Source organism: uncultured Bradyrhizobium sp. (assembly GCF_964252615.1).
Lineage (GTDB): Bacteria > Pseudomonadota > Alphaproteobacteria > Rhizobiales > Xanthobacteraceae > Bradyrhizobium.
This window is the reverse complement of sequence record NZ_CAXUNQ010000008.1, coordinates 75602-88915: the sequence shown is the minus strand read 5'-3', so window position 1 is coordinate 88915 and position 13314 is coordinate 75602. Positions and strand designations below refer to the sequence as shown.

Below are 13314 nucleotides of genomic sequence, written 5' to 3'. Positions count from 1 at the left end.
CGTCGCAGTAGACCCGAGCGATCTGGTGATGCAGGCCGGCCGTCCGCTCGTCGTCGTACCGCCGGCGGTCCAGTGGCTCGATTTGAGAAGCGTGCTGGTGGCCTGGAAGGACGCCAGAGAAGCCCGCAGAGCGGTGTTCGATGCACTGCCCATCCTCGCTGCGGCAAAAAGAGGTCACGATCGCCGAAATTCCCGAGCAGCACATCAAAAGTTCCGATGCGTTGTCGCATGTCGAGGATGTGGCGGGATGGCTGCGCGGCCACGGCATCGTCGCGAACACTGTTGTTACGGAAGCGGAAACCGGAGCAGCCGTTGCCGAACAGCTCGACAGGATCGCTGCCAATGTCGGCGCCGGAACGGTGATCGCGGGCGCCTATGGCCATTCGCGCTTCCGCGAATGGATACTCGGCGGTGTCACGCGTCATCTTGCCGAAGAATCGAGCCGATGTGCGTTTCTGTCCCGCTGAGGAAGCCGCAATGACAAGGAACTGCCGTGCACAGGTTCCTTGAGGCGAGCGCCGGCGACTACATGACGCGAACGGTGAAGACCGTGGGGCGCGATACCACCATGCGCGAACTGCAGCGAATGTTCGAGGAGGTCGGTTTCAACGCCTTTCCGGTTCGCGAAAATGACGACATCGTCGGCCTGGTGACCAAGTTCGACTTTTTGAAATGCTTTGCCTTTACCACGGGCCGGATGGTTCCAGGCTACGATGACCTGCTGTCACGGCGCGTTGCGGAAGTCATGACGCCTGAATTCATCTATGTCGATGCGGGGACCAAACTGTCACGAGTGTTGCAGCTTATGGTCGATCATCGGATGAAAAGCATTCCCGTGCTGGATGCCGGGCAGCAGCTGGCAGGAATCATTGCACGCGAAGACGTCATGCGAGCGTTGGGAAGCGTGGCGCGCGGGTAGGAGCTTACTGTCCAATCTACGCGACCGTTGACGGCTTTTCAGTGCGCTTTCGAAACGCGTCGGCATCGCCGAATTCCGCGAAGCGGTCGTAACCTTCATGGGCTGCGATGACGCGTCGGGCGTGCTTGATCGGACACCAATACTGCTCGGTACGGCCTGCGATCTCGCAGGCATAAGCCCGCAAAGCGTCGGACGCGACGCGGGACGTTGCGCTGAAACAGGAGACGATCGCGATCGACGCCATGGACTGGCACGTGATCGATGCTTCGGGATCTCCGAACGATACGCTGCAGCGGAGCATTGCCCGAATTTCCGACCATGATCCCTTATCGGGCGATGGCAGATGATGCAGACCAGTCAAATATCGGGTCCAGTCCGCACATGGCCGGATGTGTGAATCTGGCAGGGGCTGACCCGGCCGTATGCACACATCTGCATGTACATATCTCCGTGTACACACATCTCCGCCGTCATTGCCGGGCTCGACCCTACTGGATGCACACATCTCGCCGTCATGCCCGGCCTTGTGCCGAGCATCCACGTCTTCTTTCCGATGTGGAGCACAGACGTGGATGGCCGGGACAAGCCCGGCCATGACGTTGAACGCGCAGGGTGCGACGAAGAGCGGCTATCTCTCCGAAGAAATGACGCGGACCGAGGCGAGCCCTCTTGTGCAACAGCCGGCGAGCACGCGGCGTTCAGTGTAGAGCGCCTTCAGAAGCGATCGCATTCCGGGCGAATAGCGTTGAGGACCGGACAGGTCGAAAAGCCCAAGGCGACATAAAGCGGGCAGCTTCTGAAGAACGCCGTCGCCAGCAGCACCAGACCGATCAATCCGACCCAATGCCAGCCCTGAATCGACAGACCATCCTGGAACGCAAATGCGACCAGAGCCAGCCCAACAACTATCCGTATGTACTGATCGATCGTTCCGACATTTACCGGCATGGCAGTTCTCCTTCTGGGGTAACTTGGGGAAATAAACACGCAAAGGATCGCACGCGATGACGGACTCGACTTTGATCTGTCTCAATGGCGCACTTGCTGCCGCATATACGAAGATAATGACAAGATCAGCGCTGCGGCCGGACGCGCGAATATCCGGCGTGATGGTGCTGCGGCCGAAGGCGCGCGAGCTTATTCTTGGCCTCGCCGACGATCCGACATTCGGCACCGTTGTCCTGTTCGGCCATGGCGGCACGGCGGTCGAGATCATCAACGACAAGGCGGCCTTTGTCGCGTTGGACGAAGCCGCCGGCGAGATTGTGGGCGTGGTTAGGATTCATTCGGACTCGATCTACGAGACCGGCGAATACGCGATCCTGCTGCGATCGAGCCTCAAGGGCAGAGGCCTCGGCTGGGCATTGATGCAGCTCATCATCGAATATGCCAAGTCCGAGGGACTTAAAACAATCTGGGGCGATGTGCTGGCTGAAAATGCGGTGATGCTGGAGATGTGCCGCAGCCTCGGCTTCGAGGTACGGCCGGATCCTGTCGAGCACGATATTTACAGCGTCAGGCTGACGCTTTAGCCCAGGGGACAGTCTCGGCGATCTGTCGTGTAAAGTCTACTGGATGCGTCTGGCCCGGGCTAAGGTTAATGACGGCAATTCACCAAAGCTGTCTCGATAGTCGTTGGCAAAATGTCCGAGATTCGAAAATCCGCAATTCAACGCGACGCTTGTGACCGTCGTGGTTTCAGTCGGAGATTGAAGCAACTCATTCGCATTTCTCAGCCGGACCATTTTCAGGTAGGCGAACGGCGTGTAGCCGCGATTGCGTTTGAACGTCGCGAAGATTGTTCGCACCCCGATGCCGGTAACATCGGCGAGATGCTCGACGGAGATCGGGCGCTGCCAGTGAGCATCGAGATACTCCTCTACCCGGCGGACATGGGCGCTCGCGCCCTCGCTCGGCCGTCGCTGCAGATTTTCGCTGTATGAATTCGGAACCGCCTTCAGAAATGCGGCGATCAGGGTCTCTTCAAATTCCTGCAGCAAGAAATGCGGGAGTTGGGACGGCGACGCGGCGAGTTCTCCGGCCACGAAACGTATCAAGCTCTTCAAGCCGTCAAGGTGCGGTTGATGTGTGCCAAGAGCTGACGCAAATTCCAGGCGACCTCGCTGTTTGGCGCCCAGCAGGGCAGCGAGCTCCGCTCCATGGCGTCCTGCTCGATGCGAATGAGAATCTGCTGATAACCAGCACCGAATTCGATTCTGCAGGGGCGGCCCGCCGGCGTGACGCAGGATTGATCGGCACTCACCTCAACAGGCTCGCCCGCTATGGTGGTACGGGCCGTGCCCGAAAAAGCGAATTGAAGTCGGACAAAGTCGGCTTCAGGAAAAGCGGCCAGCGCCGGAGCGCCGTAGCTGCACATTACCAATGATGCCGATCCGAGATGGGCCGTGGCCGACCGAGCGAGAAACGGCGAGCTTTCTGATGCCTCGAATCTTGTAGCTCCGTATCGGGACAACATGATGTCGCGCATGACCTCGGCATCATGCGTGTCGACCACCGGAAACTGGCTCAGCGCTATGGCTGTGGTTTGCATTCGATCGCCCCGTGCTTTCGCGTGATCAACAGCACGGGCTCTCTGTCGGCTATCTGACATACACCATTGTATGACATGGAACATTGTATCAGAACTGCGCTCCTTGAGTAGCTGATTCAGTCCTCTTCCTGAACAATCGCTTTCCGGCCATGTATACTGTAACCGCCGGCTTGGTCCCTCGACGGGAGAAGATGACTCACATTCAACATGACGGCGTTTCTCTAACGACCTGCGATCGTGAGCAGATCCATCTGCTTGGGGCTATTCAACCGATCGGTTTCCTGCTCTCCGTGAGCACGGATTGGCGCGTGCTCCGCGCCTCGGCCAATATCGAACCATTTTTGGGCCTTTCTCCAGCCGAAGTGATCGGGCTCCCCGTCCACCAGGTGGTTGCCGCCGATCTCCTGCATGAAATTCGCGGTCGCCTGCAAACCGTCGCCGGTACCGGAATTGTGGAACGTCTGTTCGGACAGCGACTGAAACCGGACGGACGGCTGTTCGACGTCGCGGTTCATATTTCCGGCAGGGAAACCGTGCTTGAATTCGAATCGGCGGTCGGACAACGGCATGCGCCCTTGAGTGTGCTGCGGTCCATGCTGGCCCGGGTCGAGCATCAAACGTCTCCTCGCTTGATCTACCGTGAAACGGCGCGGCAGGTCCGGGCGTTGACCGGTTTTGATCGGGTCATGGTCTACCGTTTCGCCGACGACGGCACCGGCGAGGTTGTGGCGGAATCCGCTGTCAGCGACTTGCCGCCATTTCTCGGCTTGCGGTATCCGGCATCCGACATCCCGGTCCAGGCGCGCGCGCTCTATCGCCGGAATTATCTGCGTATCATTGCCGATGTGTACGCCGAGCCCGTGCAAATCCTTCCCCCGACGTTGCCGGAAGGAGATGCACTCGACCTCTCGATGAGTGGATTGCGGAGCGTCTCTCCCATTCATCTGGAATATCTCCGCAACATGGGCGTGCGCGCCTCGATGTCCATTTCGATCCTGCAGCGCGGAGAACTCTGGGGCCTCATCGCCTGTCATCACCGTGAGCCGATCCGTCTCGACCTTGAAATCCGCTCCACCGCCGAGTTGTTCGGACAGATGTTTTCCTACCTGCTGGAATCGCGAGAGCGCGAGGACGATACGGCGTACGAGCTGCGAGCGCGGGAAATCCATGATCGGATCGCGACGGCGTTCGCGGCGCCCGAGCAGTCGTTGGAAAACGTTCCCGAATTTTTGACAGGCGTTGCGGACTACCTGCCGTCGGACGGTGTTGGAATCTATTATGGCGGACACATCAGCTTGAGCGGTACCACGCCGACGCGCGACGAATTCGCGCAGTTGGTCCGCTTTCTCAACAAGACCGCTTCCGGAAGGGTATTCGCGACCCATCATCTCAGCGAACTGTTCCCGCCTGCAGCCGATTATCCAATGCGGGCGGCTGGAATCCTTTCGATTCCAATATCACGTACGCCACGCGACTATGTGGTGTTTTTCCGCCGGGAAGTCGAAAAAACCGTCAACTGGGCAGGTGAACCGGTCAAGCCCGCACTGGTAGGACCTCACGGTGTCCGCCTGACACCCCGCAAGAGTTTCGAGGCCTGGCGGGAATCGGTGCTCGATCAATCCGAGAGGTGGAGCGGCAGGGAGTTGCGAGCGGCGGAATCGCTGCGCGCGACCTTGATCGAACTGGTATTGCGTATCACAGACTCCGAGCAGGCGCGCCGGGTGGCGGCCGAGCAGAGCCAGGAAATCCTGATCGCCGAACTCAACCACCGTGTGCGCAATATCCTGGGCCTGGTGCGCGGCCTTGTTTCACAAAGCGCAGTGGCGGCAACCGACGTTCGGTACTTTGTTGAAAGCCTGGACCAGCGCATCCGTTCGCTGGCGCGCGCTCACGATATCCTGACGTCGAGCGACTGGAAGTCGAACTCTCTGCATGCGCTGCTCAAAGCCGAAATCGAAACCTATGGACAATTTGAAGGTCGCGTCGTTCTGAACGGTCCCGACGTATTGCTGCAGCCGCGCGCTTTTACGCCGATGACGCTCGTCGTCCATGAACTCGTCACCAATGCCAGGAAATACGGCGCGCTTTCGGCTCTCGGAGGCAAGATTACTGTGACGACGTCCAGCGATGATCTAAGTAACGTGACGGTAGCCTGGTGCGAGACCGGCGGTCCGGCAGTGTCGTCGCCGCTCCGGAGAGGATTTGGCTCGACCATTCTCGAACAAATCATTCCTTTTGAGCTGAACGGTTCAAGCACCCCTCGTTTCCTGCCGGAGGGATATTGCATCGATCTGGTCCTGCCTGCTGCCATCGCCCATTGCGTCCTCGTTGCAAGCGAAAAGACCAAAATCAGCACCACCCATCAAACTGAAACGCCGGACCATGCGGTTTTAGCGCCGCTTCTGCACACCTGCCTGCTGGTCGAGGACAACCTTTTCATCGCCATCGATACCGAAGACATGTTGCATGCGCTCGGCGCTGAAATTGTCGTGCTCGCGAAATCCGTCCCCGAGGCGCTGATTGCAATGGAAAAGCTTAAATTCACCTTCGCCTTGCTGGACATCAATCTGGGCGCTGAAAACAGTTTGCCCATCGCCAGGCAGCTTCAGGCCGGCGGCGTGCCCTTCGCGTTTGGCTCAGGTTACAGCAAAGGCATGGTCTTGGGCGATTTGTTTGCCCAGATTCCCATTGTTCCGAAGCCATATCATCGATCGAAAATGATCGCGGCCTTGATGCCGCTGGCGGCCTCGAATCAAGCGTCGCAGTCCGCGGCCGATGACGTCCGGTAGGACACCCTTTCCTGGAACAGAAGTTGCGGTCGTCGGCAGCCATGAAAGCATCGGCGCGTTCACCCGCGCACGATCGGCTCCGGGCGAGCACCCACCATCTGCACGAGATCCTCGACAGCCGGTTCGACCTTGATGCAATTCAGACGCGGCGGCTTATTCGGCCTTCCTTCAGGCGAATTGGCGCTTCGCCTCGATCGAAGCCGCGCTTGAAAGCGCGGGAATTCGTCGCGTATTGCCGGATTGGGACAAACGCCGGCGCGGCGAAGCGCTTGCTGACGACCTCAGGCAATTCGGCATTTCGCCGGCAACAATCTGCCCGCTGGCAATCGAACCCGATCGTGGCACCCTCCTTGGCTGGAGTTACGTGATGGAGGGAAGCCGTCCTGGTGCAGGCATGATCCTGCGGGCAATCAACCGACGCGGCGGGCAGGGCGCGCGAGGAACGCAATTTCTGCGCCATGGCGACGGCGAACATCTTTGGCAGAGTTTCAAACGAGCGTTGTCGCAAATTGACGGAGACTCGCCCGCGATTTCGAAAGCGTGCGCAGGCGCCAAGCTCGCTTTTCATTGCTTTTTGGCGACGACCGCCTGATCGGTTCATAGTCTTGACGAAGTGGCCATCCGTCCCACCGATGCGGGACGGCGGCATCAGTGTCGATCTGGATCAATAGCACCATGGCGCGTTTCGGGCCTTGAGACAGGTCAACTCGGCTCCCTGCGGGCGTCCTAAAGAAGGGCGTTACCCGCAAGGAATTCATCGTGACGACCGAACCTCTGCTGGCGGCCACGCCATCCGGCAATCTGCTTGAACTGCGTCCCAGCGGGTCGTGGGTCGCTGCCAATGTAGCCATGCTCGAGCGGCTTACCGATGCCGCCACGCCGCAACTGGACACGTCCGATGTCGTCAAGCTCGATATGGCCGAGGTTCGCGAACTCGACACGCTCGGTGCCTGGATGCTCGAAAAAATGTCGCGGCGTGCGGTATCCGCCGGTCATCGCATGGAGATAGTCGGCGTCGCCGACCATTATGCCGGCCTGATTGAGGAAGTCCGGCAGGTCAATCGGCATAATCCGGCGCCGGCTCCGGCTCGGAATCCTTTCGTGGTCAAGGTGGACCAGGTCGGCCGCTCCGCGGTCGGGGCGACGGAAGATCTGACCGTGTTTCTGCAGATGCTGGGTTCGCTTTTTCTGGCTATTTTCGGTGTGCTGCGCAGGCCGAACTCGCTGCGGCTGACGTCGCTGGTCTATCAGCTATACAAGGTCGGCTGGCAGGCCATTCCGATCGTCGTGCTGATCACTTTCCTGATCGGCGCCATCATCGCGCAGCAGGGCATCTTTCATTTCCGCAAATTCGGCGCCGATTCCTACGTCGTGGACATGGTCGGCATCCTGGTGCTGCGCGAACTTGGCGTACTGATCGTCGCGATCATGGTCGCCGGCCGCTCCGGCAGCGCCTACACCGCCGAGCTTGGCTCGATGAAGATGCGCGAAGAAATCGACGCGCTCTCCACCATGGGGCTCGACCCGGTCGAAGTCCTGATCCTGCCGCGTATCATCGCACTGATCTGCGCGTTGCCGATCCTGGCCTTCATAGGGTCGCTGGCTGCGCTTTACGGCGGCGGTCTGGTTGCATGGTTCTACGGGGGCATGGGGCCCGCGATCTTCATCGCGCGGCTTCATGAGGCCGTATCCGTCACGCATTTTGAGGTCGGCATCATCAAGGCGCCTTTCATGGCGCTGGTGATCGGCATTGTCGCCTGCAGCGAGGGTTTGCGGGTGAAGGGAAGCGCCGAGTCGCTCGGCAGGCAGACGACGACCTCGGTGGTGAAGTCGATCTTCCTGGTGATCGTCCTCGACGGGTTGTTTGCCGTGTTTTTCGCATCGATCGGAATGTAGCGATGCACCAAGCCGCCATGCCGTTTGCAATTCGCGTCCATGACCTTGTAGTCGGCTTCGGCCGCCGTGTCGTGATCGATCACCTTTCGCTCGACGTCCGCAAGGGCGAGATCCTCGGCCTGGTCGGCGCTTCCGGCGGCGGCAAGTCGGTGTTGATGCGAACCATCATCGGACTCATCCCCCGGCAAAGCGGCGAGATCGAGGTCATGGGCGCCGCGATCGGCGGCCAGCATGGCCGGGTGACTCAGGGCGTCGCGGGGCAGTGGGGCATCCTGTTCCAGCAGGGCGCGCTATTCTCGTCGTTGACCGTGCGTCAGAACATCCAGTTTCCATTGCGCGAGAATCTTGTGCTGTCGGCCGCATTGATGGACGAGATCGCCACCGCCAAGCTCGAAATGGTCGGGCTTGGGCCCGAGGATGGCGACAAGTTTCCGTCCGAACTGTCGGGCGGCATGACCAAGCGCGTGGCGCTGGCCCGTGCGCTCGCGCTCGATCCGGCGATCGTATTTCTCGATGAGCCCACTTCCGGTTTGGACCCGATCGCGGCGGGCGATTTCGACGCCCTGATCAAGACATTGCAGCAAACGCTGGGACTGACGGTGTTCATGGTCACCCATGACCTCGCCAGCCTGAATACGGTCTGCGACCGCGTCGCGGTGCTGGCGGACGGCAAGATCGTCGCCATCGGGCCGATGCGCGACCTGCTTCAAGCCGAGCATCCATGGGTGCGGGCCTATTTTCACGGCAAGCGGTCCCAGATGCTGCAACCAAAGGCGAGTTGAAAGATGGAAACCCGCGCTCCTTTCGTCGTCGTCGGCGCCTTCGTGCTGGCGGCCATCGCCGCCGCGTTCGGCTTCGTGTACTGGCTTCACAACACCGGGGGCCTCGGTCCGCGCGCGACCTATCACGTCCAGTTCGACGGTCCGGTGCCGGGGCTGCTGGTGGGCGCCGCAGTACTGTTCAATGGAATCCGCGTCGGCGAGGTGACGGACCTCGGCCTTGCACCGGACAGCCCGCGCCGCGTCAATGCACGATCTCCGTGTCTTTGACGACGCCAGTGCGATCCGACACCAAGGCCGGTCTGGAATTCCAAGGTCTGACCGGCGTTCCCGTGATCGCGCTGGAAGGCGGCGTGATGCTGGGGAATTCCGGCGAGCTGCCGACGCTCGTCGCCGAACCGGGCGCGGGCCAAGGCATGACGCAGGCCGCGCGCGACGCATTGCGCAGAGTGGATTCGGTGCTGGCGGAGAATTCCGGACCCCTGAAGGACACCATCGCCAATTTCAAGATTTTCTCGGAGGGATTGGCGCGCAACACCGGAAAGCTCGACGGCATCGTGTCCGGTCTGGAGCGCATGACCGGCGTGACGGCCGCGCCGCCGAAAATCACCTACGATTTGCGGGCCCTTCCAGCTCAAGCACCGGCGGACAAGACCGTCAGCGTGCAATTTGCCATCCCGGAACCTACCGCAGTGGCGATGCTGGAGACGCAACGCTTCCTGTTCTCGCCGGTGCAGGAGTATCCGGGGTTCGCCGAAGCCCTGTGGGCCGATGCCATTCCGAAGCTGGTGCAGGCGAGGTTGATCGAGAGCTTCGAGAACTTCGATATCGCGCATGCGCCGCTGCGCGTCGCCGATCTCGGCCAGGCTGATTTCCAGCTTCTGATCGATGTCAGGCGCTTCCGAATTGCGGTGGATTCGACGACGACGGCCGAAATAGGGCTGTCGGCGAGGATCGTCGACAAGAACGGCAAGATCGTTGCAGCGCGGCTGTTCGAGCACGACCAAGCGTTCGACAAGGTCGAGCCGCCGGCCGCTGTTGCCGCGTTCGACGAAGCATTCGGTCGAATTGCGAAGGAGATGATCGCCTGGACGGTGCAGTCCCTAGAATCTCACTGAATTTTCAACCTTGCGAATATCATATAGCTTGTCGGGTCGCCGTAATCCGGTTTCAAGGCGTCAGGGATCCCGTAGCGGCTGGCGAGCGCCCCAACCCCAAACTTCATATTCTGGGTGCGTATGAAATCATAGATGCCGCCTGCAGACACCTTGCTCACGCCGTACACCGGATGCCGATCGAAGCCGGTTACCACTTCGCCGCGCTCAAGCAGTTCATCGTTTTCCACGCGCTCGGCGCGGCCGAAAAGCGTGATGCCGTTCTTGAAGATCAACTCGCTTTCGGCAAGAAAGCCGTTCAACGTGTTACCCGGAGAGTTGTACTTGCGGCCCCATGCCAGAGTTGTAGCCCATAGGTTCTCGTCGCCGAATTGTTTCGTATAAGCCAGCGATGCCGTAATCCGGTTTTCACTCACCGTTGGCACAAGTTGCTCGGGGGATTCGATGTGCCCCCAAGAGACCTGCATCGATAGTTCCTTTGTTGGATTCCAGCTTGCCCTTGCAGAATAGCTGTCGAACTTCGGGGCTTCGATATCGAAGCGATACTGGTCCGGCTCGCGTCCGCGGAATGTCGAAGCTTCCAGCTTGACGGTATCGAGCACGACACCGGCGGTGAGAACTCCGAAAACGATATGCGTTGAATCCAGCCAATGATGCGTAATCGGCGCTTCCGGATTATCAAGGCCGCTGGTCCGGTGCATGAACGCTGAGGGGCCGAGCGCAGGCTCGCCGGGCAGTCCCGCGTACAGGTATACGCTCGACGTTTTCGCGAATTGATAGGAATAGGTGGCGGCCAGTTCCATGAACAGGTCGTGCGGGTGCTGCCGGTCGACAAGATGCATCCGCCCGTCGGCGGTTTCACCTGTTGCCAGCAAGTTCGGATACCCGCTTGCACCCATAAACGGTTCGGGCGACATCATAACGCGGAATCCGAACGTGCTTGCCTCTATCTGGCGCTGAGCCATTGCCATCACCATGCCGCTGACAAACGTCTTGGTGTCGCCACGCGGCCCACCTTGGTTGTCATAGATACCGTTGAACATCGCATGCCACATCGTCATCCACTCGCCGTACTGTGCGTGGATGCCATAATGCGGTGAATTGTCCGGTTGCCAGCTCGTCCCCGATCCCTCCCGGCCCATGCCGTAAGGCCCAAGAAAGCCTTTCATCTCGTGACCGCCATGATCCGCGCCGGCCATCTTTCCGTGGATCATCGCCGGTACCTCCGGCGCGGCGTCGATATTGCGGGCCGACATCCTCTTCTTGGCCTTCGATTTTTTGGTAGGTGTTGTCACCTGCTCGTGATGCATCTGCGCGTGGTCCTGCGCCAACAAGGGTCGCAGACCGAAGGGAGACATCAGCAGTGCAATGCCCACAACGGGCGCCGCAACGCACGGAATGATCTTGATCATCGTCGTTCTCTGGATTTGAATGATAGTCGCTGCGTCGGCGCGAGGATGCGCCAACCGCGCGGATATTCAGATCACGGGATGTGCTTCGGAATGTCGGGATCGACGACGACAAGCCGATCCCGCAATTGCTCAATCAATGGCAAAGGTTACGCGAGTGACTGTCTGTCCCCGTGTCGAAGCGGGGCATACGGGAATGACGCTTATCAGCATGCAAACGCCGCAACATTTTATACAGGCGTGCTCGCTCTCCGGTTGACCTTTAACCGGATCAGTTAAAGCGTGATTGTCGAGCGCGTCATTACCCGCCATCGCAGGTCGGTGATGCTCATGACCCCGATGCAAATCCGTGGGGTTTGCCACAGCGGCGCTTTGGGACACGGAGTTTTGCGGGACCGACGCACATGATTGCCATCCCGTCCCGACTGAGAGGGCGAGAGCCAGCAGGCCGATAATCATGTGCCGCATGACAAACATCCTCAAAGCATATCTCGATCTGGCCGGTCGCGCCATCCCTTGCGCACGTTGTCCCCGCCGGATGCCGACTATTCCAGGCTTCTCATGTATGACAGCAAATCGTGAATCTGGTCGGGGTCGAGCTGGAACTCTGGCATCGTGGGGTGGCCGGTCGTAATGCCTTCCGCCAACGCTTCTGCGAGGGTTTCAATCGGGTAGCGCAGGTGCAGCGTACGGAAGGGCGGCGCGATTTTCAGCGGGCTTTGCGTCACTTTGTCAATGGAATGGCATCGCGCGCAGTTTGTGAGGGCGAAGGTCTTGCCGCGCTGCTCGGCCGGCGAATCCGCCAACGCTTGAGTCAGCATGATCAGGCTAAACGCCAGGGAGCCGAATATTCGTCCTATCATTGCAGCTTCAGCTCCGGGAGAAAGCGGATCGGCGGTTCGCCTCCATCATGAAGCTTTGAGTCGCGGACTGATTTGATCTGGATCAATCGGTCAACCGTCAAACGGTTAAGATAGTCGCGCTTCGATAGGACCTCGCGCAGGCGCCATGACGGGAACGCAACGGCCGTCAACCATTCGAAACCGGCAGAGCCATGATACGAACCACAGCGCCTAATTTGACCCGCCTCGGCCGCTGCTCGGCCTGCGCGGTCCGATCGCTCAGCATATGCGGCGCGCTGGACCAGGCCGACCTGGCGGGGTTCGAGCGGATCGCCCGTCATGTTCATTTGGCGCCCAATGAGGCCCTGTTCTCGGCGGGCCAGACCGCCAGCTCGGTCCACACCCTGACCGCCGGCGTTGCGCGTCTGTACAAGCTGTTGCCGGATGGGCGGCGGCAAGTGATCGGCTTTGCGCTGCCGGGAGATTTTCTCGGTACAGCACCGTCCGATCGCTACAGCTATTCGGCGGATGCGGTCGATTCAGTGTCGGTATGCCGCCTGTCCGTGGAAGCATTCTCGCAGTTCATCGAGCAGCGGCCGCACTTCCTGCTTCGAATCAATGAATTTGCGTGCCGAGAACTGACGATCGCGCAGGAGCAAATGCTGTTGCTCGGGCGCCGCAATGCTGAAGAAAAAGTCGCGGCCTTTCTGGTCAACTGGCGAGACCGCCAGGCGCAGGCCGGCGACGAACGGCAAACGATAACATTGCCCATGAGCCGGCAGGACATCGCCGACTACCTGGGGCTGACGATCGAGACCGTCAGCCGGACGTTGACCCGATTCGAGCGCGAAAAGTTGTTGATCATCATCCCGGGCGGCGTCCGCCTGCTGGACTCGACCCGGGCCGGAGCCATCGCCGCGGCATGAAGGTTTGTGCCGCGGTAGGATCGGCCGGTTGATTCAGGTCAAAGACGATCGCCGCATCGCCAGGCATCATGCTCCTCGAACAGGGAGA

13 protein-coding genes and 2 pseudogenes are annotated in these 13314 nt (G+C 59.9%); 9 read left to right on the top strand and 6 right to left on the bottom strand.

Translation table 11 applies throughout. The features are described from left to right. Positions 1-140: 140 nt before the first annotated feature. Complete coding sequence (locus ACFE72_RS07370) at positions 141-467, top strand: universal stress protein (RefSeq protein ID WP_375412419.1); 327 nt, start codon at positions 141-143, stop codon at positions 465-467. A 26-nt stretch (positions 468-493) separates the two neighbouring features. Continuing rightward, positions 494-919, top strand: a complete 426-nt coding sequence (locus tag ACFE72_RS07365; RefSeq protein ID WP_375412418.1) for an HPP family protein — start codon at positions 494-496, stop codon at positions 917-919. 16 nt (positions 920-935) lie between these two features. Here the strand turns inward: ACFE72_RS07365 and ACFE72_RS07360 are convergent, their stop codons facing one another. Together ACFE72_RS07360 and ACFE72_RS07355 are read right to left on the bottom strand one after the other, a co-directional pair. Next, the gene (locus ACFE72_RS07360; protein WP_375412417.1) at positions 936-1220 is read right to left on the bottom strand and encodes a hypothetical protein; all 285 of its coding nucleotides are present in this window, start codon (positions 1218-1220) and stop codon (positions 936-938) included. A 413-nt stretch (positions 1221-1633) separates the two neighbouring features. Beyond that, positions 1634-1867: a DUF2892 domain-containing protein gene (locus tag ACFE72_RS07355; RefSeq protein ID WP_375412416.1), complete on the bottom strand. Its 234-nt coding sequence runs from the start codon at positions 1865-1867 to the stop codon at positions 1634-1636. A gap of 89 nt (positions 1868-1956) precedes the next feature. Between ACFE72_RS07355 and ACFE72_RS07350 the strand changes: the two are divergent. Continuing rightward, positions 1957-2451 (top strand): annotated as a pseudogene (locus ACFE72_RS07350) (GNAT family N-acetyltransferase); the annotation flags it as partial. A 36-nt stretch (positions 2452-2487) separates the two neighbouring features. On the opposite strand, the gene ACFE72_RS07345 reads toward ACFE72_RS07350, so the two are convergent. Both ACFE72_RS07345 and ACFE72_RS07340 read right to left on the bottom strand, forming a co-directional pair. After that, positions 2488-2964: a helix-turn-helix transcriptional regulator gene (locus ACFE72_RS07345; protein WP_375412415.1), complete on the bottom strand. Its 477-nt coding sequence runs from the start codon at positions 2962-2964 to the stop codon at positions 2488-2490. 17 nt (positions 2965-2981) lie between these two features. Beyond that, complete coding sequence (locus ACFE72_RS07340) at positions 2982-3470, bottom strand: hypothetical protein (protein WP_375412414.1); 489 nt, start codon at positions 3468-3470, stop codon at positions 2982-2984. 149 nt (positions 3471-3619) lie between these two features. Between ACFE72_RS07340 and ACFE72_RS07335 the strand changes: the two genes are divergently transcribed. From ACFE72_RS07335 to ACFE72_RS07315, 5 genes and pseudogenes are all read left to right on the top strand, one after another. After that, positions 3620-6259 (top strand): HWE histidine kinase domain-containing protein, encoded by a 2640-nt coding sequence (locus tag ACFE72_RS07335; protein WP_375412413.1) that lies wholly within the window; start codon positions 3620-3622, stop codon positions 6257-6259. A 232-nt stretch (positions 6260-6491) separates the two neighbouring features. Then, the gene (locus ACFE72_RS07330; protein ID WP_375412412.1) at positions 6492-6851 is read left to right on the top strand and encodes a biliverdin-producing heme oxygenase; all 360 of its coding nucleotides are present in this window, start codon (positions 6492-6494) and stop codon (positions 6849-6851) included. 167 nt (positions 6852-7018) lie between these two features. Further along, the gene (locus ACFE72_RS07325; protein ID WP_375412411.1) at positions 7019-8155 is read left to right on the top strand and encodes an ABC transporter permease; all 1137 of its coding nucleotides are present in this window, start codon (positions 7019-7021) and stop codon (positions 8153-8155) included. A 2-nt stretch (positions 8156-8157) separates the two neighbouring features. Beyond that, on the top strand, positions 8158-8937 hold the full coding sequence (locus ACFE72_RS07320; RefSeq protein WP_375412410.1) for an ABC transporter ATP-binding protein: 780 nt from the start codon (positions 8158-8160) through the stop codon (positions 8935-8937). Between the two features lie 3 nt (positions 8938-8940). Then, positions 8941-10052: pseudogene (locus ACFE72_RS07315) on the top strand (MlaD family protein). Here the strand turns inward: ACFE72_RS07315 and ACFE72_RS07310 are convergent. Together ACFE72_RS07310 and ACFE72_RS07305 are read right to left on the bottom strand one after the other, a co-directional pair. Further along, positions 10046-11461 carry a hypothetical protein gene (locus ACFE72_RS07310; protein WP_375412409.1) on the bottom strand — a complete coding sequence of 472 codons (1416 nt, stop codon included), beginning with the start codon at positions 11459-11461 and terminating at the stop codon, positions 10046-10048. The pseudogene ACFE72_RS07315 and the gene ACFE72_RS07310 sit on opposite strands and share 7 nt — an antisense overlap. A gap of 542 nt (positions 11462-12003) precedes the next feature. Continuing rightward, positions 12004-12321 (bottom strand): c-type cytochrome, encoded by a 318-nt coding sequence (locus ACFE72_RS07305; protein ID WP_375412408.1) that lies wholly within the window; start codon positions 12319-12321, stop codon positions 12004-12006. Positions 12322-12512: 191 nt separating this feature from the next. Between ACFE72_RS07305 and ACFE72_RS07300 the strand changes: the two genes are divergently transcribed. Further along, entirely contained in the window at positions 12513-13226 is a 714-nt protein-coding gene (locus tag ACFE72_RS07300; RefSeq protein ID WP_375412407.1) for a Crp/Fnr family transcriptional regulator, read from the top strand. Positions 13227-13314 lie beyond the last annotated feature (88 nt).

Coding starts and splice junctions, on each gene's coding strand:
- ACFE72_RS07305 (WP_375412408.1), bottom strand. CDS start 12,321: ATGATAGGACGAATATTCGGCTCCCTGGCGTTTAGCCTGATCATGCTG.
- ACFE72_RS07340 (WP_375412414.1), bottom strand. CDS start 3,470: ATGCAAACCACAGCCATAGCGCTGAGCCAGTTTCCGGTGGTCGACACG.
- ACFE72_RS07370 (WP_375412419.1), top strand. CDS start 141: ATGCACTGCCCATCCTCGCTGCGGCAAAAAGAGGTCACGATCGCCGAA.
- ACFE72_RS07300 (WP_375412407.1), top strand. CDS start 12,513: ATGATACGAACCACAGCGCCTAATTTGACCCGCCTCGGCCGCTGCTCG.
- ACFE72_RS07335 (WP_375412413.1), top strand. CDS start 3,620: ATGTATACTGTAACCGCCGGCTTGGTCCCTCGACGGGAGAAGATGACT.
- ACFE72_RS07355 (WP_375412416.1), bottom strand. CDS start 1,867: ATGCCGGTAAATGTCGGAACGATCGATCAGTACATACGGATAGTTGTT.
- ACFE72_RS07320 (WP_375412410.1), top strand. CDS start 8,158: ATGCACCAAGCCGCCATGCCGTTTGCAATTCGCGTCCATGACCTTGTA.
- ACFE72_RS07310 (WP_375412409.1), bottom strand. CDS start 11,461: ATGATCAAGATCATTCCGTGCGTTGCGGCGCCCGTTGTGGGCATTGCA.
- ACFE72_RS07360 (WP_375412417.1), bottom strand. CDS start 1,220: ATGCTCCGCTGCAGCGTATCGTTCGGAGATCCCGAAGCATCGATCACG.